This is a genomic window from Rhodococcus sp. NPDC079359, from assembly GCF_040702585.1.
Taxonomy (GTDB): Bacteria; Actinomycetota; Actinomycetes; order Mycobacteriales; family Mycobacteriaceae; genus Rhodococcoides.
This window is the reverse complement of the sequence record NZ_JBFBLH010000001.1, coordinates 462681-483931: the sequence shown is the minus strand read 5'-3', so window position 1 is coordinate 483931 and position 21251 is coordinate 462681. Positions and strand designations below refer to the sequence as shown.

22 protein-coding genes and 4 tRNA genes are annotated in these 21251 nt (G+C 65.4%); 6 read left to right on the top strand and 20 right to left on the bottom strand.

From position 1 onward, the window contains the following. Window positions 1–99: 99 nt before the first annotated feature. From AB0362_RS02360 to AB0362_RS02310, 11 genes are all read right to left on the bottom strand, one after another. On the bottom strand, window positions 100–639 hold the full coding sequence (locus AB0362_RS02360) for an adenine phosphoribosyltransferase (RefSeq protein ID WP_149405864.1): 540 nt from the start codon (window positions 637–639) through the stop codon (window positions 100–102). Further along, window positions 636–2339, bottom strand: coding sequence for an ABC transporter substrate-binding protein (locus tag AB0362_RS02355; protein WP_366234735.1), 1704 nt, complete (start codon window positions 2337–2339; stop codon window positions 636–638). Before AB0362_RS02355 ends, AB0362_RS02360 begins: the two co-directional genes overlap by 4 nt. Before the next feature lie 23 nt (window positions 2340–2362). Continuing rightward, complete coding sequence (secF, locus tag AB0362_RS02350; protein WP_366234734.1) at window positions 2363–3544, bottom strand: protein translocase subunit SecF; 1182 nt, start codon at window positions 3542–3544, stop codon at window positions 2363–2365. Between the two features lies 1 nt (window position 3545). Continuing rightward, entirely contained in the window at window positions 3546–5318 is a 1773-nt protein-coding gene (secD, locus tag AB0362_RS02345) for a protein translocase subunit SecD (RefSeq protein ID WP_317784280.1), read from the bottom strand. Window positions 5319–5481: 163 nt separating this feature from the next. Continuing rightward, a complete protein-coding gene (gene yajC / locus AB0362_RS02340; protein ID WP_269594195.1) occupies window positions 5482–5892 on the bottom strand; it encodes a preprotein translocase subunit YajC in 411 nt (136 codons plus the stop codon). Window positions 5893–6030: 138 nt separating this feature from the next. Continuing rightward, complete coding sequence (ruvB, locus tag AB0362_RS02335) at window positions 6031–7059, bottom strand: Holliday junction branch migration DNA helicase RuvB (protein WP_052047563.1); 1029 nt, start codon at window positions 7057–7059, stop codon at window positions 6031–6033. 54 nt (window positions 7060–7113) lie between these two features. Further along, window positions 7114–7719, bottom strand: coding sequence for a Holliday junction branch migration protein RuvA (gene ruvA / locus AB0362_RS02330; RefSeq protein ID WP_068050592.1), 606 nt, complete (start codon window positions 7717–7719; stop codon window positions 7114–7116). Then, complete coding sequence (gene ruvC, locus AB0362_RS02325) at window positions 7716–8333, bottom strand: crossover junction endodeoxyribonuclease RuvC (RefSeq protein ID WP_037189428.1); 618 nt, start codon at window positions 8331–8333, stop codon at window positions 7716–7718. Before ruvC ends, ruvA begins: the two co-directional genes overlap by 4 nt. A gap of 107 nt (window positions 8334–8440) precedes the next feature. After that, window positions 8441–9199 (bottom strand): YebC/PmpR family DNA-binding transcriptional regulator, encoded by a 759-nt coding sequence (locus AB0362_RS02320; RefSeq protein WP_366234733.1) that lies wholly within the window; start codon window positions 9197–9199, stop codon window positions 8441–8443. Window positions 9200–9286: 87 nt separating this feature from the next. After that, window positions 9287–9889 carry a pyridoxal 5'-phosphate synthase glutaminase subunit PdxT gene (gene pdxT / locus AB0362_RS02315; RefSeq protein ID WP_366234732.1) on the bottom strand — a complete coding sequence of 201 codons (603 nt, stop codon included), beginning with the start codon at window positions 9887–9889 and terminating at the stop codon, window positions 9287–9289. Beyond that, the gene (locus AB0362_RS02310) at window positions 9886–10737 is read right to left on the bottom strand and encodes an acyl-CoA thioesterase II (protein WP_094669040.1); all 852 of its coding nucleotides are present in this window, start codon (window positions 10735–10737) and stop codon (window positions 9886–9888) included. The genes pdxT and AB0362_RS02310 overlap by 4 nt, the downstream gene beginning before the upstream one ends. Window positions 10738–10817: 80 nt before the next feature. On the opposite strand from AB0362_RS02310, the gene AB0362_RS02305 reads away from it, so the two are divergent. After that, complete coding sequence (locus AB0362_RS02305) at window positions 10818–11429, top strand: hypothetical protein (protein WP_317547251.1); 612 nt, start codon at window positions 10818–10820, stop codon at window positions 11427–11429. A 10-nt stretch (window positions 11430–11439) separates the two neighbouring features. Here AB0362_RS02305 and pdxS read toward each other — a convergent pair whose 3' ends face one another. The 9 genes from pdxS to AB0362_RS02260 all read right to left on the bottom strand — a co-directional run bounded on the left by pdxS (window position 11440) and on the right by AB0362_RS02260 (window position 19614). Beyond that, window positions 11440–12315: a pyridoxal 5'-phosphate synthase lyase subunit PdxS gene (gene pdxS, locus AB0362_RS02300; RefSeq protein ID WP_032398431.1), complete on the bottom strand. Its 876-nt coding sequence runs from the start codon at window positions 12313–12315 to the stop codon at window positions 11440–11442. Between the two features lie 244 nt (window positions 12316–12559). Further along, window positions 12560–13585 carry an NUDIX domain-containing protein gene (locus tag AB0362_RS02295; RefSeq protein WP_149405868.1) on the bottom strand — a complete coding sequence of 342 codons (1026 nt, stop codon included), beginning with the start codon at window positions 13583–13585 and terminating at the stop codon, window positions 12560–12562. After that, on the bottom strand, window positions 13585–14709 hold the full coding sequence (locus tag AB0362_RS02290; protein WP_317784278.1) for a glycosyltransferase family 4 protein: 1125 nt from the start codon (window positions 14707–14709) through the stop codon (window positions 13585–13587). Before AB0362_RS02290 ends, AB0362_RS02295 begins: the two co-directional genes overlap by 1 nt. Beyond that, window positions 14706–15611, bottom strand: a complete 906-nt coding sequence (locus AB0362_RS02285) for a phosphatidylinositol mannoside acyltransferase (RefSeq protein WP_317784277.1) — start codon at window positions 15609–15611, stop codon at window positions 14706–14708. The genes AB0362_RS02290 and AB0362_RS02285 overlap by 4 nt, the downstream gene beginning before the upstream one ends. Further along, entirely contained in the window at window positions 15608–16291 is a 684-nt protein-coding gene (gene pgsA / locus AB0362_RS02280) for a phosphatidylinositol phosphate synthase (RefSeq protein ID WP_068050599.1), read from the bottom strand. The genes AB0362_RS02285 and pgsA overlap by 4 nt, the downstream gene beginning before the upstream one ends. Window positions 16292–16316: 25 nt before the next feature. Further along, entirely contained in the window at window positions 16317–16859 is a 543-nt protein-coding gene (locus AB0362_RS02275) for an HIT domain-containing protein (protein ID WP_032397953.1), read from the bottom strand. Window positions 16860–16861: 2 nt separating this feature from the next. After that, a complete protein-coding gene (gene thrS / locus AB0362_RS02270; protein WP_317784299.1) occupies window positions 16862–18922 on the bottom strand; it encodes a threonine--tRNA ligase in 2061 nt (686 codons plus the stop codon). 102 nt (window positions 18923–19024) lie between these two features. Next, window positions 19025–19426: a TIGR02611 family protein gene (locus tag AB0362_RS02265; RefSeq protein WP_317547326.1), complete on the bottom strand. Its 402-nt coding sequence runs from the start codon at window positions 19424–19426 to the stop codon at window positions 19025–19027. Between the two features lie 116 nt (window positions 19427–19542). Next, window positions 19543–19614 (bottom strand) — tRNA-Val (locus AB0362_RS02260). Between the two features lie 242 nt (window positions 19615–19856). Here AB0362_RS02260 and AB0362_RS02255 point away from each other — a divergent pair. The 5 genes from AB0362_RS02255 (at window position 19857) to AB0362_RS02235 (ending at window position 21239) form a co-directional block, all read left to right on the top strand. After that, window positions 19857–19928: transfer RNA gene (locus AB0362_RS02255), tRNA-Gly, on the top strand. Window positions 19929–19945: 17 nt separating this feature from the next. Beyond that, window positions 19946–20016: transfer RNA gene (locus AB0362_RS02250), tRNA-Cys, on the top strand. Window positions 20017–20053: 37 nt separating this feature from the next. Then, window positions 20054–20128, top strand: a tRNA-Val gene (locus AB0362_RS02245). Window positions 20129–20254: 126 nt separating this feature from the next. Then, window positions 20255–20539, top strand: a complete 285-nt coding sequence (locus tag AB0362_RS02240) for a hypothetical protein (RefSeq protein WP_256980953.1) — start codon at window positions 20255–20257, stop codon at window positions 20537–20539. Next, a complete protein-coding gene (locus tag AB0362_RS02235; protein ID WP_366234731.1) occupies window positions 20532–21239 on the top strand; it encodes an alpha/beta family hydrolase in 708 nt (235 codons plus the stop codon). Before AB0362_RS02240 ends, AB0362_RS02235 begins: the two co-directional genes overlap by 8 nt. Window positions 21240–21251 lie beyond the last annotated feature (12 nt).

Genomic DNA, 21251 nt, shown 5'->3' with positions numbered 1-21251 from the left:
CTGATCGATGTAACGGGTCACTCTCATCACCTCCTGCCACACGTTCCGCGTTGTCGCCGGAATTGTTCGGTCAACGCTTCGTGAAAGAGACTTTAGTCCTCATACTCGAACCAGGCAGCCGAGCGGGTAGCCACTGCACTTGTCGCGCCCACCCAGAACAGCGATCTCGAGAACCACAGCGGCTCCGGCGATCACCGCTCCCTGCTCGGCCAACAACCGAGCCGTCGCATCGACGGTACCGCCGGTCGCCAGTACGTCGTCGACCACCAGCACTCGCTTCCCGGTCACGTCGATCGCAGTCGGGATCTGCAATTCGGCGGTTCCGTACTCGAGATCGTACGACCGTGAATGCACCGGAGGCGGCAACTTTCCCGCCTTGCGCACCGCCAGCACACCGCACCCGAGTTCGAGGGCAACTCCGGCCCCCAGCAGAAATCCCCGTGCGTCGATACCCGCCACCAGATCGACGTCCTCGAATCCCTGCGCCAACTCCGATACGACGCTGCGTAACGCCGGTCCGTCCGCGAACACCGGTGTCAGATCGCCGAAGCGCACACCGGGGACGGGAAAATCGTCGACCCACCGCGTCAGCCTGGCCACGGCAGCGGCCGCACCCACTGCACCGCCTGCATCGTTCATCGAAGAAGCACCCACCGATCCATGTTCCATCCGGCACCAGCGGCCGTCGGGTTGGGCACCACGTCCTGCATGCCGTCACTGACGACAGTCGTCCGCGGCTCGTTGTACAGGGGAAGCGACGGCATGTCGTTCCACAGGATGTTCTCGCCCTCGGTGGCCAGCGCCAGAATGCGCTCGGGATCATCGGTCACCGCCAATTGATCGACGATGGAATCGATCCTGCCGTTGCTGTATCCGCCGACGTTCAAACCGATTCCCGTGCGCAGCGAATACCGTGCGGTCGCCGCGGCAGCCGAACCCGACGGTCCAGGAAGCGATCCGCTGCTACCCAGAACGGCATCGACCGCCCCGGCCCGCAGGGCGGACGGTGTGAAGTCCGGCGAGCTCGCGTCCTCGACGGTGATGCCCGCGGCGGCACAATCGGCAGCCATGCGGCTCACCACCTGGGCGCGCCGCGCGTCCGGTCCCCGGTAGCCGACACGAACGGTCATTGCATTCTCGCCTGCGGCCTCCAGCTCTCGGCTCGCCTGGTCCAGGTCCGAGCGCTGGTAGCGATCACCCGCTACCGCCGCGACCGACGGGTACACCAACGTGTCGGGCTGGACGAGGCGAGAGTCGACGACACCCGAGCCGAGACCCGCATCTGCCGCCTCGGAACCGGGGTGACCCAGTGTGTCGAACAGATCCGATCTCGGGATGCACGCGGCCACTGCTCGACGTGCACTCGCCTCGCCCAGCACCCCCTGGGTCGAGAACGTCAACTGCTCGACGCCTCGCGACGGTTCCTCGGTGGTGCTGAAACCCTCGGTGGTCCCGAGATCGACGGCACCGGCACCGTGGTCGACCACGTCCAGCGAGCCGTCCGCGGACTTCGCCGCCAGGTCGGTGCCCTTGGGCCAGACGACCACCTGTTCGGTCTGAGGCGGGTTTCCCCACCAGGCGTCGTTCGCCACGAGCACGAGACCGTCCTCGGCGGAGTAGGACTCGACACGGTACGGGCCGGCCGAGGGCAGCAGCGAGAGGTCGATCGAACCCGGTGTCAGGGTCCATCCGGTGTTCCAGAAGTCGGCGATGCGGCGCACCACGTCGTCGTCCTCGGCCAGGATGGGATCGACGACGTTCGGCACGCCCGCTGCCCGGGCCGCGACATGCGCCGGTAGCAGGTCGGTGGCACCGAACAGCGCTCGCCAGTTCTGGTAGCTGCGGCCGGATGCGAAGACGACGGTGGCTTCCTTGGCCCCCGGAACGCAATCGATGCGCTCGATGTCGGAGTACCCGGCCGTCGACGCCGCGTCGAACATGGGGCGGTCGGTGGCGAACCTTCCGCTGTTCGCCGCCCAGGCCAACACCAGGTCGTCGCAGGCCATCGGCGCACCGTCCGAGTACGTCGCGGCCGGGGCGATGGAGTACTGCACGGTCAGGGTGTCACCGGGTACCACCGACACTGTTCCGATGTCGTTGTCCGACAACGCATCTCCCTCGGGCCCGAGGTAGCTGAAGCCCACCTGCACCCGGGTGAACGCCTGTCGGGCTCCCGACGCCGCGCCGTCGACGGTTCTGGCGTTGTACGTGTTCACCACGTTGTCGAACGAGTAGCCGATCGAGGGCACCTTGTCCTCGGGCGACGAACACGCCGTGATGGACACCGCGCCGACACTCGCTGCCACCAGTGCCGCGCTCCACCGTCGTTTCACGTGCACTCTCCGTCCCTGTCGAAGGTGGTCTACCGACGCTTCTTGTTTCGTTTCCCGGTGGGGCGGTTGCCCGGCTGGGGAGCAGAAGACTTCGGAGTGGCCACGCCGACAGCCACCGGCTCCGGAACGAGACCGGCCGCGCGAGCCGCCGCTTCGGCACGCTTGGAGTGGACCTTGCGGGTGTGGACTGCGACGGGGCCCCACTTCTCCTTGAGCGTCACCAGCAACGGAGTGGCGAAGAAGATCGACGAATAGGCACCGACGATCATGCCGACCAGCTGTACCAGCGCCAGATCCTTGAGCGTGCCCACTCCGAGTAGCCACACCGCGATGATCATCAGTGCGATCACCGGGAGAACACCGATCACGGTGGTGTTGATCGAGCGCATCAGGGTCTGGTTGACGGCCAGGTTCGCCTGTTCGGCGTAGGTCTTGCGATGCAGGTTGAGGATGCCGCGGGTGTTCTCCTCGACCTTGTCGAACACCACCACGGAGTCGTACAGGGAGAAGCCGAGGATCGTCAGCAGACCGATGACCGTCGCAGGCGTCACCTCGAATCCGACGAGCGAGTACACACCTGCGGTCACCAGAAGGTCGAAGGCCAGGGCAGCCAGAGCCGCCAACGCCATGTCTCGCTCGTATCGGACCGCGATGTAGATACTGACGATGACCAGGAAGACCACGAGTGCGATCAGGGCTTTCTGGGTGATCTGGCTGCCCCAGGTCTCACTGACGTCGGACACGCTGATGGCGTTCGGGGTCGCGGTACCCGAGTTGTCCTGCGGCTGGAAGGCCTCGAACAACGCCTGGCGAAGGGTGTCCACTTCGGCGGGGTCGAGAGCTTCGGAGCGAATCTGCACCGTTGCTGCTGCACCCGAACCGACGGTCTGAACCGAGACCGGCGGCATGCCGAGCGAGTCGTCGTAGACGGTTTCGACCTGCTCGGTGGAGATGTTGTCGGCGGCGGGCAGCGCGATCCGGGTTCCGCCCTCGAAATCGATACCGAGGGTGAAGCCGCGGACGAGGAAGCTCAGCAGGCACACCAGCACGATGACGCCGGTGAGGATGTAGTAGAACCGGCGACGACCGACGATGTCGAAGGCACCGGTGCCGGTGTACAACCTGGACAGCCAGCTGTGCTTGGGCTGGGTGGATTGATCGACGCCCGAATCGTAGAGGGGCGATGGGGTCGACGTGGTCGTGTCCGACATGTCATGCCTCCTTCGACGGCGCAGTGCCGGTCTTGACGGCGAGTGCCTTGTTGGCTGCGCGCTTGCGTTCGAGCGCGATCTGCTGGACGGCACCGAGGCCGTTGACCGACGGCTTGGACCAGAACGTGGATTTCGACGCCAGGTACACCAGCGGCCAGGTCACCAGCACCACGACGATGATGTCCAGGATCGTCGTCAGTCCGAGGGTGAACGCGAAGCCGCGGACCTGACCGACGGCCAACACGTACAGCACCGCGGCAGCGATGAAGCTGACCGCGTTGCCGGACAGGATCGTCTTGCGTGCGCGTGCCCAACCACGAGGAACCGCCGACCGGAAGCTGCGGCCTTCCCGGATCTCGTCCTTGATGCGCTCGAAGAACACCACGAACGAGTCCGCGGTCATACCGATACCGATGATCAGGCCTGCGATTCCTGCCAGGTCCAGCGTGAAGCTGATCCATCTACCCAACAGAACGATGATTCCGTAGACGACGAGACCGGCCAGCGCCAACGACAGCGCGGTGAGCAGCCCGAGGGCACGGTAGTAGAGCAGGCAGTAGACCAACACCAGCGCCAGTCCGATGGCACCTGCGAGCAGTCCGGCTTCGAGCGAGGCCAATCCCAGTGTGGCCGACACAGTTTCGGCCTCGGAGGACACGAAGGAGAGCGGCAGCGAGCCGTACTTGAGCGTGTTGGCCAGCTCCGAGGAGGTCTGGGCATTGAAGTTGCCGGTGATCGAGGTGGCGCTGCCGGCTGGGGTGGCCCCCTGGATGACCGGCGCACTGATCACCTTGGAGTCCAACACGAACGCAGCCTGCTTCTGCAGGTTGGCCGCGGTGAACTGAGCCCAGGTGTTCGAGCCCTCCGTGTCGAACGTCAGGCTCACCTGGAACTGTGCCTGCTGACTGTCGAACCCGGAGGTCGCGTCGGATATCTGCTGACCGTCGATGATCGTCGGACCGAGTAGATAGACGGCCGTTCCATCGGTCGAGCATGCGACGAGGGGAAGAGCAGGATCGTCGTTGCCTGCGAGCGGGTCGGCGGCGTTGCAGTCGAGGGACTGCATCGCGAGTTGTTGGACCTGCTGGTCCTCGCTCTGCCGCAGCGCCTTCGCGTCGGCGATCTCCTGGGCGGCGCGATCGGCGTCGGACAGCGAAGCGTCGGTGGCGGGGTCCTCGGCCGGTGCATCGGTGGCAGGTGCATCAGTGGCGGGAGCGGGAGTCGGATCGACCGCAGACGGATCCTGCGCCGGGAACACACGTTGCTGCGGAGTGGCCGGATCTGCAGGCGCAGCCGGGTCCGCCGAAGCAGCCGGGTCTGCCGGTGCAGCAGGATCGACCGGCGCGGCCGGGTCGGCCGGGGTCTGCTGCGTGCCTGCACCCTCGCCCGTCGACGGAGCAACGGATCCGATCACGGGACGGATGAACAGTCGCGCGGTCTGCCCGAGGGTGCGGGCCTGGGAGCTGTCGTCGCCGGGCACCGTGATGACGAGGTTGTCGCCGTCGATGACCACCTCGGAGCCGGAGACACCGAGACCGTTGACGCGGGTCTCGATGATCTGCTGCGCCTGCTGCAAGCTGTCCTGCGTCGGTGCGTTGCCGTCGGGGGTCCGCGCGGTGAGTGTCACGCGCGTGCCGCCCTGCAGGTCGATTCCCAACTTCGGCGAGGGGTCTTTGTCTCCGGTGAAGAAGACCATGGCGTACACCGCTGCCATCAGCACCGCGAAAACGGCGAGATAGCGGGCGGGTTGCACCGGTCCGCTGGAAGGTGCCACGGTGTGTGTTTCTCCTCTGAGGCGATGGAAAATGTCGGTTCCTGGAGGGCCTGGCGGCCCGCTGTGTCAGCGGTGAGCGGTGCGATTGTGCACCACATCGGTCACCGCAGAGAAAACCGCTGCCGGATACTGTCTCCGACAGCGGTTGTCGATCACATCGAGCTCACTCTTTTTCGAGCCTCTTCGCCGTCTGCTCGACGGTCTCGTCCGGCCGGGCCGCGTCTGTCTTGCTCAGCGACGGTCCCGCGGTGTTGTTCGAGCCGAGGGCCGCGATGTCCGCATCGGTGGTGGCGTCGATGTCGGTGTCGTCGAACTCGGAATCGTCGGGCAGCACCTCACGCACGACTGCGCGCGACCACGTGGTGATGACGCCGTCGGCGATCTCGAGGTCGATCGTGTCGTCCTCGACCAGGACGACGCGGGCGTACAGACCGGCGGTGGTGACGACCTCGTCGCCGATCTTCAGCGAGTCCTGCATTTCCGTGGTCTTGGCCAACACCTTCTTCTGTCGACGCGCATTGAGAAACAGCGGTACCAGAAGGGCCACGATCAGCAGCGGAAACAGCAAATCCATCGGAAGGTCAGTCCTCGAAGTCGGGTTCGATATACGTCATTGTCTCGTGCGAGAACGCCGCCGGTGCGGGCCTCGCAGCTACCCAGTGTGCCATTACCTGGAACCGGTCCGGTCCGTTCGTGTCCTGTTGTGCCCGATTCATTCGAATAATCCCTGCTGGACCTCCGAGGATCGGACTGAAATCCCACCCACTGCGAGGTCCGGTGGCGGTGTCAGACCGAGGTGTTGCCACGCAGCAGCGGTCGCCACGCGCCCGCGGGGGGTGCGGGCGATCATTCCGGCACGCACCAGAAACGGCTCGCACACTTCCTCGACCGTCGACGGTTCCTCGCCGACGGCGACGGCCAGTGTCGATACACCCACCGGCCCACCGCCGAAACTCCGGATGAGCGCGCTGAGTACCGCGCGGTCGAGTCGGTCGAGCCCGAGCTTGTCGACGTCGTAAACCACCAGGGCGGCCTTCGCGGTGTCCTGGGTGACGGTGCCGTCGCCGCGCACGTCCGCATAGTCGCGAACTCGCCGAAGCAGTCGGTTCGCGATTCTGGGGGTGCCGCGCGAGCGCCCGGCAATTTCCGCGCAGCCGTCCCGGTCGATCGGTACGCCCAGAATTCCCGCCGACCGCATGAGGATGCGCTCGAGTTCGCTGGGCTCGTAGAAATCCATGTGCGCCACGAATCCGAAGCGATCTCGCAGCGGCCCGGTGAGCGCACCCGACCTGGTGGTGGCACCGACAAGGGTGAACGGTGCCACCTCGAGTGGAATCGACGTCGCTCCCGGCCCCTTGCCGACGATGACGTCGACGCGGAAATCCTCCATGGCCAGGTACAGCATCTCCTCGGCCGGACGAGCGATGCGATGGATTTCGTCGATGAACAGCACGTCCCCCTCGACCAGGTTGCTGAGCATCGCCGCAAGATCGCCTGCCCGCTCGAGCGCCGGACCCGACGTGAGCCGCAGCGAGGTTCCCAGCTCCGCGGCGATGATCATTGCCATGCTGGTCTTACCGAGTCCCGGCGGACCGGACATCAGGATGTGATCGGGGGTGCCGCCGCGCATCTTGGCACCCGACAACACGAGCTGGAGCTGCTCTCGCACGCGCGGTTGACCGATGAAATCGGTGAGATTCTTCGGACGCAGACTCGTCTCGACATCCAGATCGTCGGACATCGCGTCCGCACCGACCTGGGATTCGGCGAATTGGTCGTCCTCGGTCACCCGGGCCTACCTGGACTTTCCGAGATACGCCAGCGCCGACCTCAACGCAGTCGACGTCGTGGCCTCGGGCTGCTGGGCGAGCACCGCGTCGGTGGCTTCCTCGGCCTGCTTGGTGGGGAATCCGAGACCGATCAGCGCTTCGACGATCTGGTCTCGCATCGAGTTGCCGGCACCGGACCCCGGCACGGCTGCGCTTCCGGCGCGTCCGACCACCGCGTCGACCTTGTCGCGCAACTCGACGACCATCCTCTCCGCGCCGCGCTTGCCGATACCGGGCACCCTGGTCAGAGCTCCGATATCACTGTCCGCCAACGCAGTTCGCAGCGCATCGGGCTCGTGTACGGCAAGAGTCGCCATGGCGATTCGCGGGCCGACGCCGGTCACGGTGAGGAGCAACTCGAACAGCTCACGCGACTCCTTGTCGGGGAACCCGTACAGCGTCTGCGAATCCTCGCGCACGATCATGGTCGTCAGGAGGGTCGCTTCGCTCCCCCGGTGCAGCGTGGCCAGCGTCGCCGGAGTGGCGTTGACCCGGTACCCGACGCCCGCAGCCTCGAGCACGGCGTGATCGAGCGCGATGTCCACCACCGAACCCCTGATCGACGCGATCATCGTGCGCCCGCCTCCTTCTTGGCCATTTTCTCGATCCTGCGTGCCACGACGGCGCGAGCCTTGCGCTCCTCGGCCAGACGCGCGTCGTACTTGCGTTTCTGCTCGGCGGCCATCGCTTCGGCCTTCGCCATCCGGGCGATCATGGGTGCTCGCCAGCAGTGACAGATACCGAGGGCCAATGCGTCGGCCGCGTCGGCGGGAGTCGGTGCAGTCTGCAGTCCGAGAATGCGCATGACCATGGCGGTTACCTGAGCCTTGTCGGCCGAACCGTTGCCCGTGACGGCCGCCTTGACCTCACTGGGAGTGTGAAAGCAGACGTCGACGCCACGCCTGGCCGCTGCGAGGGCGATGACGCCACCGGCCTGGGCCGTGCCCATGGCCGTGCGAACGTTGTGTTGAGCGAACACTCGCTCGATCGCCACCACCGAGGGCTTGTGGGTATCGAGCCAGTATTCCGCGGCCTCGGAAATCCGCAAAAGACGCTGCGCGAGGTCCATGTCCGCGGGCGTTCGCACCACATCGACATCGAGCGCGACCACCGTTCGGCCCACACCGCCCTCGATCAGACTGAGCCCACACCTGGTGAGACCGGGGTCGACACCCATCACCCGCACGCCACCACACCTTCCGCTTACGAACTGTTGTTCGATAGCGTAGCGGAGCCCACCGTCGGATCAGGGATACGACACCCGGTCGATCACGTCGTCGGATGCGAGTGGCGTCAGTCCTCGGCGTCGAGCTCGGCCATGACCTCGTCGGAGAGGTCGACGTTGGACCACACGTTCTGGACGTCGTCGCTGTCTTCGAGTGCATCGATGAGCTTGAACACCTTGCGTGCACCGTCCGCGTCGACCGGGACGTTCACCGACGCCTGGAAGCTCGCCTCGGCCGAGTCGTAGTCGATTCCGGCCTCCTGCAGAGCGGTGCGCACGGCGACCAGGTCGGTCGGCTCGCTGACGACCTCGAACGTGTCGCCGTTGTCGTTGACTTCCTCGGCACCGGCTTCGAGAACGGCCATCAGGACGTCGTCCTCGCTCTGACCGTTCTTCTCCAGGGTCACCACGCCCTTGCGCGAGAACAGGTACGACACCGAACCCGGGTCGGCCATGTTCCCGCCGTTACGGGTCATCGCGACACGGACCTCGCCTGCGGCGCGGTTGCGGTTGTCGGTGAGGCACTCGATGAGGATGGCAACACCGTTGGGTCCGTAGCCCTCGTACATGATGGTCTGCCAATCGGCCCCGCCGGTCTCTTCGCCTGCACCTCGCTTGCGCGCCCGCTCGATGTTGTCGATGGGCACAGAGGTCTTCTTCGCCTTCTGAATGGCGTCGAAGAGCGTCGGGTTGCCGGTGGGGTCACCGCCACCCGTGCGGGCCGCCACCTCGATGTTCTTGACGAGCTTGGCGAAAGACTTGCCACGTCGGGCGTCGATCACCGCCTTCTTGTGCTTGGTGGTGGCCCATTTTGAGTGGCCGCTCATGCGATAGGGCCCCTTCCTGCTCGAAATCAGTGTTGTCGACTTTACTCGCCCGGTACCGCGCTCGGCACCGACCGACCGTCGAAGGTTCTAGCGGCTGCGCACCATGTCGACGAAGAGTGCGTGCACTCGATCGTCGCCGGTGACCTCGGGGTGAAAACTCGTCGCGAGAACGGAGTTCTGGCGAACGGCCACCACGCGTCCGGCGGCCGGTCCGTGCGGCACGGTGGCGAGCACCTCGACGTGCTCGCCCACCCGCTCGACCCACGGCGCGCGGATGAACACCGCCCGCACCGGCCCACCGTCGATACCGGTGACGTCGAGGTCGGTCTCGAACGAATCGACCTGACGACCGAAAGCGTTGCGCCGCACGGTGATATCGAGGCAATCCAGATGTCGGGCGTCGGGCCTGGTGTCGAGAATCTCGGACGCCAGCAGAATCATGCCCGCACAGGAGCCGTAGGCGGGCAGTCCCTCCGCCAACCGCGCGCGCAGCGGGTCGAGGAGCTCGAACACGCCGAGCAGGTTGCTCATCGTCGTCGATTCCCCGCCGGGGATGATCAATCCGTCGATCTGCGCCAGTTCGGCGGGACGCCGCACGGTGACTCCGCGCGCACCGCTCGACTCGAGCGCAGCCAGGTGTTCGCGAACGTCGCCCTGCAGCGCGAGAACACCGATGGTCGGAGCGATCACTTGCGGCCGAAGGGATCGACATGAGGCGCGTCGGGGTCCCGCTCGTAACGCATCAGCCCTTCTTGCACCACCGCGGCAACCATGCGTCCGGACGTGTCGAAAATTCGCCCCTGAGCCAGTGCCCGGCCGAAATCGGCCGACGGTGACGTCTGGTCGTAGAGCAACCATTCGTCTGCCCGGAACGGCCGCAGGAACCACAGCGCGTGATCGAGGGAGGCGGTCTGGGTGACGGCGTCCGGGTGCGGCACCTTGGCGGAGCCGATCAACGTCATGTCGCTCATGTACGCGAGGGCGCAGACGTGGAACACCTGATCGTCGGGCAACGTATCGCGGTAGCGGAACCACACACGTTGCTGCGCAGCGAAACTGGGATGCTTGACGGTCTGGTCATCAGGAATGAGACGGATGTCCCATTCCGACCATTCCTTGTAGTACGAGTGGTCGTATTCGGCGAGGGTGGTGGGATCGGGCAGGCTGTCCGGTCCGACGACCTCGGGCATGACGTCCTGGTGCGAAATGCCGTCGTCGTCGCCGTGGAACGAGGCAGACATCGTGAAGATCGCCTTGCCGTGCTGAATTCCGGTGACGCGGCGTGTGCAGAACGACCGGCCGTCGCGGATTCGATCGACCATGAAGACGGCCGGTTCGTTCGGATTGCCCGGACGCAGAAAATAGCCGTGCAGCGAGTGCACACGAAACTCGGGAGCCACTGTGCGCACCGCCGCGACGAGCGCCTGGCCCGCCACCTGACCGCCGAACGTACGGGGCAACCGAGAAGGGAAAGTCCGTCCCCGATAGATGTCGTTCTCGATCCGTTCCAATTCGAGAATGTCCTCGATGCTGGCCATGGCTGGTGTCCACCTTTCTGTGACAACGGCTCAGGCTAACAATGGATGGACCAGGCAAGATGGTCGGTGTGGGTCAACCGATGCCGATATTTCCCGATCTTCTCGTCGAGTCGATCGTCGACTCGTGCCCGGACGGGGCCCGCTCGATCGTCGTGATCGACGGTGCCGATGCCGCGCGACCGGTCGACTTCGCCACGCGCACAGCCGAACACGCCCGCTCTCGGGGCCGTCCGGCTGCCGTGGTCGACCTGCACGACTACGTCCGACCTGCGTCCATTCGATTCGAGTACTCGCGAACCGACGAATTGAGCTATCGCACACTGTGGTTCGACTACGACGCCCTGGTTCGAGAGGTCATCGCCCCGCTGGGGCCCGGTGGCGGAGGTCACTTTCTACCGCGACTGTGGGATGAGGCCACCGACCGCTCGGCTCGGGCCCGCACCACCTCGGCGGCGGCGAATCAGATCGTCCTGATCGCGGGACCCATGCTGCTCGGCCGGGGATTGAACGTCGATCTGTCGGTGCAGCTACGCCTGTCCGCGAACGCTTTACGCCGCAGAACGAGCGCCCCCGATCAGTGGACCTGCGCCCCGTTGCTCGAGTACTACGAGAGCCTCGACGGCTCGGCCGAGCGGCCGGATCTTCTGGTCCGATGGGACCATCCCGACCGCCCGGCACTCGAACGCTACTGACGCAGAACCGTCACCAGCCACGCTCGGCGAGACGGTGTCCGACGGGGAGGTCGTCGACGTTGATGCCGACCATGGCCTCACCGAGACCGCGGGAGACCTTGGCAAGCACATCGGGGTCGTCGAAGAACGTGGTGGCCTTGACGATCGCCTCGGCGCGCTCCTTGGGGTTGCCGGACTTGAAGATTCCCGATCCGACGAACACGCCCTCGGCACCGAGCTGCATCATCATCGCTGCGTCCGCGGGAGTGGCGATGCCACCGGCGGTGAACAGTGTGACGGGCAGTTTGCCGGCCCGGGCGACCTCGACGACGAGGTCGTACGGGGCCTGCAGTTCCTTCGCCGCCACGTACAGCTCGTCTTCGGGGAGCGAGGTGAGGCGACGGATCTCGTCGCGAATCTTGCGCATGTGCGTCGTCGCGTTCGAGACGTCGCCGGTTCCGGCCTCGCCCTTGGAGCGAATCATGGCCGCTCCCTCGGTGATTCGACGCATCGCCTCACCCAGGTTGGTGGCACCACAGACGAAGGGAACGGTGAAGTTCCACTTGTCGATGTGGTTGGCGTAATCGGCCGGGGTGAGCACCTCGGACTCGTCGATGTAGTCGACGCCGAGGCTCTGCAGGATCTGCGCTTCGACGAAGTGGCCGATGCGGGCCTTCGCCATCACCGGGATGCTGACCGAGGAGATGATGCTGTCGATCATGTCGGGATCGCTCATCCGCGACACCCCACCCTGAGCGCGAATGTCTGCGGGGACGCGCTCGAGGGCCATGACGGCAACTGCTCCGGCGTCTTCGGCGATCTTGGCCTGATCGGCGGTGACCACGTCCATGATGACGCCGCCCTTGAGCATCTCGGCCATCCCCCGCTTGACGCGCGCGGTGCCGATTCCGTTCTCGCCCGAACCGCCTTCGGCAGATCCAGCGGGTGTAGTGGATGCGTGTGGGGTACTCAAGCCGACTCCTGTGTTCTGGGCACCGTTCGTGGCGCACCGGACTGATATGTGCAACTACGTCCATCCGCGCAATCGATCACGCGCGGCGCGAAGTCGCGCCCAGAACTGTAGGCCTCCTGGCGACGGTTTCCCATAACCACTTCATGATTGCTGGACTGCTCGAAAAGGGTCCAGATTGCTAGCGAATAGCGCGCACGTCAGGGTCGCCGCGTCGAGCGAGAGCCACGTTCACCTCGTCCAGCAGTTCCGCGAGGTCCTGGGGATAGACGTTCTCGCCGACAGCGCTGAGCGCACGGATGTCGGCCTCGGTGCACCACTGATGGCCGGTCACGGTGCGGCGCTCGAAATCGGTGAACCCGGCGCTGTGCGGCTCGAACTCCTGCGTTCGGATCGCGAAGAACAGTTCCTCGGAACGGATCAGGGTTCCGTTGAACGGGAACGTCGCAACCCGTCGCCACAGTGGACCGCGCAGATCTGCCGCCGCGACGGTCAGGCCGGTTTCCTCGTGCACCTCGCGCACCGCTGCTTCGCGGAGCGACTCGCCCTTCTCCACTGCCCCACCGATGGTGAACCAGAAGAAGGTGTCGGGCACCGTCGGATCGTGTCCGCGCAACAGCAGAACGCGGCCCCGTTCGTCGAGCAGCACCACCCGAGCGGATGTTCGCGGAGTGGCTCTGTTCTCGCTGCCGAACGTCGCGGCAGCAGACCGCTCGGCGATCTCGAAATACGACGGCAGGGCCGCGGTACCGCCCAGATGCAACCACCGGACCGGGCGTCTGACCCGCAGCGCCAGAGTGTCCCGGACGGCGTCGTTGTGGAAGCGCCGTGCGATCAGGACGCGGGCCTCGGCGTCGGCCAGTTCGGCGACCAGTTGCGGGGGCAGGGCATTCGGCTCGACGACGGCAAGTGCCATGGACACCGCGTTCTCGGCCTCTTCCCGCTGCGACCGGTCGGCGCGTTCGGCCCGATCGGCCAGTGCGGCGAGTTCTCTGCTCGACGAGGCCGTGTCGCGGGTGGCAGCGGACACCGCTCGCGCGACGACGGCGCGGCGGGCCAGTGCTGCATCGAGTGCCTGCCAGGCAAGGTCGGTACGCACGTGCAAGCGGTCCAGTCGGTTCGCCGTGCCGTACGCCCACAGGCCGACGACGAGAATCAGTACCGCGACCAGACCGAGTACCAGGATCGTGAGCGCCGAGAGGGTCATCAGTTCGCCGCCCGCACTTTCTGGCCCCCGAGGGTGACGGTTTCGTAGACCCGCAGGATCTGCTCGGCGACGACGGGCCAGTCGTAGGCGGCCACGGCGAGCGAGGCGGCATCGACGAGTCGAGCACGAACGGCGTCGTCGGAGAGGATCGCGGTCACTGCGGCGGCGACGGCATCGGAATCGTCGATCGGAACCAGCAGTCCGCAGGTGCCGTCCTTGAGCACCCGCCGGAATGCGTCGAGTTCGCTTGCCACCACCGGAGTTCCGGCGGCCATGGCCTCGACGAGGACGATGCCGAAGCTCTCACCGCCGAGGTTGGGTGCGCAGTAGACGTCGGCGCTGCGCATCGCCGATGCCTTGGTCGCATCGTCCACCTGCCCCAGGAACGTCAGGTGCGAGGCGAGTGCGCCTGCGTCCTTGCGGAGCTTGTCCTCGTCGCCGCGGCCGACGATGAGGATCTCGATGTCGGGATGGGATTCGACGAGGGTGGGCAGTGCCCCGAGCAGGACCGCCATTCCCTTGCGTGGTTCGTCGAAGCGGCCGAGGAAGAGCACCGTGCGACCGGCACGTGGATAGCCTTCCAGCACAGGGGCGTCGGCGAAGGCAGGAACGTCGACTCCGTTGGGGATCTCGACGGCGTCGGAGCCGAGGGCCTCGACCTGCCAGCGTCGGGCGAGTTCCGAGACGGCTATACGTCCGCTGATCTTCTCGTGATAAGGCCGCAGCACACCCTGAAAGGTGCTGAGCACCAAGGACTTCGTCGTCGAGGTGTGGAAGGTTGCCACGATCGGTCCGTCCGCGGCCTTGAGCGCCAACATCGACAGGCTGGGCGCGTTCGGTTCGTGGATGTGCAGCACGTCGAAATCGTTGTCGGAGATCCACTTACGGATTCGGGAATACGTGATCGGCCCGAATCGAAGCCGCGCGACGGATCCGTTGTAGGGAATGGCGAGCGCCTCGCCCGCCGAGACCACGAAATCCGGCAACTCGACGTCGTCCGACGCCGGAGCCAGGACACTGACGCGATGTCCGCGTTCGATGAACACCTCGGCCAGCTGCTGAACGTGCGCCTGCACTCCACCGGGAACGTCGAACGAGTACGGGCACACCATGCCGATCTTCACGCGCCCTCGATTCGGGCACGTCGCTCGGCCGACCAGTCGCTCATCCACAACGGTTGCAGCATGTGCCAGTCCGCCGGATGCGCTCGGATGCCGGCAGCGAAATGATCGGCCAACGTCTGGGTGGCGGGCCCGACTCCGGCCGAGACGTCCACTGGAGGCGAAATATCGAAGCCCCAGCCGTCGCCGTCGAAATAGCCGTGTACCGGCAACAGCGTCGCTCCGGTGTCGATTGCGAGTTTTGCGGCACCGGCGGGCATCCGGGTCGGTTCACCGAAGAAGGTGACCGGTACCCCGTGCTTGGCGAGGTCACGCTCACCGAGCAGGCAGACCACCTTGTTCTGGCGCAGTCTCTCGGACAGTGCGAGAAGCGGCGGTTGCTCGCCGCCGCTGAGCGGAAAGATCTCGAAGCCCAGGCTCTCCCGATAGGCGACGAATCGCTGGTACAGAGATTCCGGCTTCAGCCGTTCGGCGACGGTCGAGAGCCCACCGTGCGTGCGTACCAGCCACATTCCGGCCATGTCCCAATTGCCGCTGTGCGGCAACGCCAGCACCACTCCCTTACCGGCGGCGAGTGCACCCTCGAGATGTTCCTTGCCGTTCACGCACCGATCGATGACGGCGGCCTGCGCAGCCAGATCCATCGACGGCAACCGAAACGCCTCGCGCCAATAACGGGCGTAGGAGCGAACGCTGTCGCGGATCAGATCGTCGGGCACCTCGGCGGAAGTGGTCCCCAGGACTCGAGCGAGATTGCGACGCAACTGTTCCGGGCCACCGCCTCGCGTCGCCGCGAAGTCGGCACCGCGATCGAACAGGCGTCGCGCCACCGGCTCGGGTAGAGAACGGACGAGTCGCCAACCGGCCGCGTAGCCCGCGTCGCTCGCCCTGTCGGAGAGATTCACGACGCGGCCACGTCGCCGTCGCCGGATGCCGGTGCCACCGGAGGCACGATGATGTCGCGAGCACCCTCGGATCCGCGGACCGCGAGAACGCGCTGAAACACGGTCACGACACTGAGCACGGCGAGAATCCACATCGCCGGGTAGATCACGCTGTCCAACCACGGAATGTCGAAATGCCGCCCGACACCGGTGAATCCGGCACCGACGAGCACGATGACCAGGCGATCGGGACGTTCGATCCACCCCCCGTCGGCCGAGAGTCCGCTGGCCTCGGCGCGTGCCTTGGCGTACGAGATCACCTGGGAGGTGACCAGACAGATCAGGGTGGCAACGAGCAGTAGTTTGTCCTGCTCGGAGTACACCGCCCACCAGGCCAAGCCGCCGAAGATCGCACCGTCGGCCACTCGATCACACGTCGCGTCGAGGACGGCACCGTACTTGGTGCCACCGCCCCGAGCCCGCGCCATGGCCCCGTCGAGCATGTCGAACAACACGAACAGGGTGATGACGACCGAACCCCACCACAGGTAGCCGGCGGGGTACATCGTGACCGCGGCCGTGACGGTGACGACGGTGCCGATGATCGTCACGGAGTTGGGGGTCAGCCCGGTGCTGTTGAGGGCACGCCCGAGCGGGGCGGTCACCTTCGACACCGGCGCACGGCCGAAAATGCTCAGCACGGCGCGTGCTCCTCTCGCCTGTGGTTCATTCGTTCCAGGCCGACGCGAGCAGGGCCCGAGTGTCACGGAGCAACTGCGGCATCACCTTCGCACCGCTGATCACGGTGATGAAGTTCGCGTCGCCGCCCCACCGGGGCACGATGTGCTGATGCAGGTGCTCGGCCAGCGATCCGCCCGCGGCAGCACCGAGATTGAGTCCGACATTGAAGCCGTGCGGACGCGACACTCGCTTGATGACGCGAATCATCTGCTGCGTGAATGCCATCAACTCGGCGCTCTCCGCAGGTGTGAGGTCTTCCAGTGCCGCGACGCGGCGGTACGGCACGATCATCGCGTGGCCGGGGTTGTAGGGGTACAGGTTGAGTACCGCATAGACCGATTCGCCTCGTGCGACGACCAGTCCGTCCTCGTCGCTCATCTTGGGAATGTCGGAGAACGGCTCGTTCGACTTCGCCGAGCCCTGCGGAGCCTCGGCGATGTAGGACATCCGGTGCGGTGTCCACAGTCGCTGCAGCCGATCGGGCTCACCGGCCCCGGTGACGACGATCGACTCGTCCTGTTCCGACATGATCAGCTCACTCCTGCGGGGTCGGTCTGCACGAGCTCGGCGGTCGGTGATGCGTTGTTGCGCTGAGAGATCCAGTCGGTCACGACCGTGATGGCCTGCGCCACGGGGACGCCGTTGACCTGGGTGCCGTCCCGGAATCGGAAGCTCACGGCTCCGGCTTCGACGTCGCGTTCGCCGGCGAGAAGCATGAAGGGAACCTTCTGCGCCGTCTGGTTGAAGATCTTCTTCTGCATCCGATCGTCACTGGCATCGACCTCGGCGCGCACTCCACGCTTCTTCAGTTCGTTCACCACCGCGAACAAGTGATCCTGGTAGACCTCGGCAACCGGGATGCCGACGACCTGAACCGGTGCGAGCCAGGCCGGGAACGCGCCCGCGTAATGCTCGGTGAGCACCCCGAAGAAGCGCTCGATGGAACCGAACAGAGCGCGGTGGATCATCACCGGGCGTTCCTTGGTTCCGCCCGAGCCGGTGTATTCGAGCTCGAAGCGCTCGGGCAGGTTGAAGTCGAGCTGAATGGTCGACATCTGCCAGGTGCGCCCCAGCGCATCCTTGGCCTGCACCGAGATCTTCGGTCCGTAGAACGCGGCACCGCCCGGATCTGGCACCAGGTTCAGGCCCGACGCCGCCGCCACCTCGGCGAGGGTGTTGGTTGCCTCTTCCCAGACCTCGTCGCTGCCGACCGACTTCTCCGGGTTGCGAGTGGAGAGTTCGAGGTAGAAATCGTCGAGGCCGTAGTCCTTGAGCAGCCCGAGAACGAATTCGAGGGTGCTGGTGAGCTCACCGCGCATCTGCTCGCGGGTGCAGAAAATGTGCGCGTCGTCCTGGGTCATGCCGCGCACGCGGGTGAGACCGTGGATGACGCCGGACTTCTCGTAGCGGTAGACCGAGCCGAACTCGAACAAACGCAGCGGCAGTTCTCGGTACGAGCGGCCGCGGGAACGGAAGATCAGATTGTGCATCGGGCAGTTCATCGGCTTGAGGTAGTAGTCCTGGCCGGGCTTGCGCACGTCACCGTTCTCGTCGAGCTCGGCGTCCAGGTGCATCGCCGGGAACATGCCGTCCCGGTACCAGTCGAGGTGACCCGAGACCTCGTAGAGATGGCCCTTGGTGATGTGCGGGGTGTTGACGAACTCGTAGCCCTCTTCGATGTGCCGCTGCCGCGAGTAGTTCTCCAGCTCGTTCCGGATGATGCCACCCTTGGGATGGAACACCGGCAGACCGGAGCCCAGTTCGTCGGGAAAGCTGAACAGGTCCAGCTCGGAGCCGAGCTTGCGGTGATCGCGACGCTCCGCCTCGGCCAGCAGTTCGAGATGCGCGTCGAGCGCTTCGGTGGATTCCCACGCAGTTCCGTAGATGCGCTGCAGTCCGGCGTTGTCCTGATTGCCGCGCCAGTACGCAGCCGAACTACGGGTGAGCTTGAACGCGGGCACGTACTTGGTGGTGGGGATGTGCGGTCCGCGGCACAGATCGCCCCAGATCCGCTCGCCGGTCCGGGGATTGAGGTTGTCGTAGGCGGTCAGCTCTCCCCCACCGACCTCCATGACCTCGGGATCGTCGATGCCGGACTTGTCGTCGATCAGCTCGAGCTTGTACGGCTCGCCGGCCAACTCCTCGCGGGCCTGCTCCACCGACTCGTACACCCGACGCGAAAAGCGCTGTCCGGCTTTGACGATCTGCTTCATCTTCTTCTCGAGTGCCGTCAGATCCTCGGGAGTGAACGGCTGCTTCACGTCGAAGTCGTAATAGAAGCCGTCCTTGATGAACGGCCCGATGCCCAACTTGGCGTCGGGAAAGAGCTCTTGAACGGCCTGCGCCAACACGTGCGCGGCCGAATGCCTGATGACGCTTCGTCCGTCCTCGGTGTTCGCCGGAACGGGATCGACCTCGGTGTCGCCCTCCGGTGCCCACGACAGGTCACGGAGCTTGCCGTCGGGATCGCGTACCACGACCACTGCGTCGGGTCCCTTGTTCGGCAGGCCGGTCTCGCGGAGCGCCGTACCTGCCGTGGTTCCGGCCGGCACCATGATGCGGGCGGGCGAAACGGCGGCGACAACGGGCATGCTCACAGCGATGTACTCCTCGATCGGTTCTTCTGGCCAGGAAGGCCTCCGACAGCCTATCGGCAACGGTCCACTCGATTGGCCTCAGCGCGACGGGTGACGTCAGATCGGGCTCTCGAGCCACGTCCACTCGAGTCCGATCCAGCCCCCGACCAACGCGAACGTGCCGAGCAGCCACAGCGTGGCCAGCACGACGACCGTGGTGAACAGAACTCCGAGACCCTTGACGAACATCGATTGCTTCGAGAACCACGCCATGAATGCGTCGTATCTCTTGCGGACGAACCGCAGCGCACTCTTGGCCCAGGCGAATTCCGACGCCAGGATGCCCAGGCCGGCAAACACGATCAACCAGCCGGGCCCCGGGTAGGGAATGGCGAGTACACCCAGCACCAACACCACTGCTCCGACGACACCGACCGTGATTCGGTACGCGAGATCGAGGGACTTGTTCTCGGCGATGCGCGCCCGGAAGCGACGGTGCTTCACCTTTGCTGTGTCCATCGGACCCTGGTCGGCGACGGCCTGCGGCTTCGATTCTTCGGTGCTCACCGGCTCAGGCTACCGGCCTCGAACGCAAGAAGGCCCGCACCGACGGGCGGTGCGGGCCTTCTTTTCTGTGGTCCCGGCTGGGATCGAACCAGCGACCTTCCGCGTGTGAAGCGGACGCTCTCCCACTGAGCCACGGGACCGAACGAGGCAAAACATTAACACGAGGTGCCGCGACGAACCGAATCGCCTGCCCGATCACCGAATTCGTCCACGGACTGCCTTCGCAGGGCTCCCATCGCCTCTGCTTTCACATCTTTCACAGCGCCGATCGTTCGAATTCCGGGGCTGACCACGAGATTTGTGAGTTTCACTCCCGTTGGGTTAATGTTTTCCCCGCACCACGGAGACAACAACTGCCCAGCAGTGAGCGCCTCCGGGGTATGCGGATGTGGCGCAGTGGTAGCGCATCACCTTGCCAAGGTGAGGGTCGCGGGTTCGAATCCCGTCATCCGCTCGAGGGTCTCGACCCATGGTGGAGTGGCCGAGTGGTGAGGCAACGGCCTGCAAAGCCGTGCACACGGGTTCGATTCCCGTCTCCACCTCGCTAGTGCATCGGTCGCAAGACCGTTGCGAGGACACGCGCGATTAGCTCAGCGGGAGAGCGCTTCCCTGACACGGAAGAGGTCACTGGTTCAATCCCAGTATCGCGCACCACAGCAAGACAAATCAGGCCCCCTTTCGAGGGGGTCTTTTTTGTGCTTCACGAATCAATTGTGGTGATTCGCGCCATAGAAGTGCACAGTGGAGACGACGCACACACTTCGATGGAAGGACACACACGTGTCGGACGATGCTCAGAGCGAACCCACAGTCGACGACGCCACCCTGGAGGAGGCGAAGAAGTCCGTGGAGGGCCTCGACGATCGCTATCGACCCGGTGCCCGGCCCACCGTCGCACTGCCGGGAACCAACGGCACCGTCGCCGGAACCGCCTTCGCGGACATGGTCGACGACAACGGCGAGATGGTGGACGCCGATGACCGGGACTCCACCGACTCCGACGGCTCTGCTGACACCGATCACGCCGACACCCAGGAAAAGGTAACGTCCTCGAACGATGCCTGAACTCGATGGTCTCGACGCCCCCGCCGACATCGATCTCGGCGGGGGCGTCGCATTTCTGCACACGCCCTCCATACCGTCACGAGGCGGCCTCGCTCTCACGCACGGTGCGGGCGGCAACTGCGAGTCGCCGCTGCTGCAGCGCATCGCGTCGGTATGGGCGGCAGCCGGATTCACGGTCCTGCGTTTCGACCTTCCGTTTCGAGTACGCAAACCCAAGGGACCGCCGCACCCGTCGAGGGCGGCCGAGGATCGGCTCGGAATCGCGTCGGCCGTCGACCGCCTCCGCGCCGAGACCTCTGGATTCATCGCATTCGGTGGGCATTCCTACGGTGGCAGGCAGGGCTCGATGATCGCGGCCGAGCGACCGGGTCTCGTCGACGGACTCGTGCTGACCTCCTATCCCCTGCACCCGCCGGGCAAGCCGGACAAGGCTCGTACACAACACCTTCCCGAACTTCGAACACCGACGGTGGTGGTGCACGGCACGAAGGATCCGTTCGGCACCACAACCGAATTGACCGCTGCGCTCGCGCTCGTGCCGGCCCCCACCGAGCTCGTCGACATCGAGGGCGCGGGCCACGACCTCGCTCCGATGAAGTACGACGCAGCGACGAAAACCCTTGCCGGAGCCGCCTCGTTGTTCGGTGCCCCGACGCCCGATTCGTCGGTTGTCGTCCCGCTCTTCGACCCGTCGCGCTGAAGTGGTCTACTA

Excerpts from the sequence above, each read along its gene's own strand:
- AB0362_RS02360 (WP_149405864.1), bottom strand. The coding sequence starts at position 639 with ATGAACGATGCAGGCGGTGCAGTGGGTGCGGCCGCTGCCGTGGCCAGG.
- secF (WP_366234734.1), bottom strand. The coding sequence starts at position 3,544 with ATGTCGGACACGACCACGTCGACCCCATCGCCCCTCTACGATTCGGGC.
- yajC (WP_269594195.1), bottom strand. The coding sequence starts at position 5,892 with ATGGATTTGCTGTTTCCGCTGCTGATCGTGGCCCTTCTGGTACCGCTG.
- ruvB (WP_052047563.1), bottom strand. The coding sequence starts at position 7,059 with ATGTCCGACGATCTGGATGTCGAGACGAGTCTGCGTCCGAAGAATCTC.
- ruvA (WP_068050592.1), bottom strand. The coding sequence starts at position 7,719 with ATGATCGCGTCGATCAGGGGTTCGGTGGTGGACATCGCGCTCGATCAC.
- AB0362_RS02320 (WP_366234733.1), bottom strand. The coding sequence starts at position 9,199 with ATGAGCGGCCACTCAAAATGGGCCACCACCAAGCACAAGAAGGCGGTG.
- AB0362_RS02310 (WP_094669040.1), bottom strand. The coding sequence starts at position 10,737 with ATGGCCAGCATCGAGGACATTCTCGAATTGGAACGGATCGAGAACGAC.
- AB0362_RS02305 (WP_317547251.1), top strand. The coding sequence starts at position 10,818 with ATGCCGATATTTCCCGATCTTCTCGTCGAGTCGATCGTCGACTCGTGC.
- AB0362_RS02295 (WP_149405868.1), bottom strand. The coding sequence starts at position 13,585 with ATGACCCTCTCGGCGCTCACGATCCTGGTACTCGGTCTGGTCGCGGTA.
- AB0362_RS02275 (WP_032397953.1), bottom strand. The coding sequence starts at position 16,859 with ATGTCGGAACAGGACGAGTCGATCGTCGTCACCGGGGCCGGTGAGCCC.
- thrS (WP_317784299.1), bottom strand. The coding sequence starts at position 18,922 with ATGCCCGTTGTCGCCGCCGTTTCGCCCGCCCGCATCATGGTGCCGGCC.
- AB0362_RS02265 (WP_317547326.1), bottom strand. The coding sequence starts at position 19,426 with ATGGACACAGCAAAGGTGAAGCACCGTCGCTTCCGGGCGCGCATCGCC.
- AB0362_RS02235 (WP_366234731.1), top strand. The coding sequence starts at position 20,532 with ATGCCTGAACTCGATGGTCTCGACGCCCCCGCCGACATCGATCTCGGC.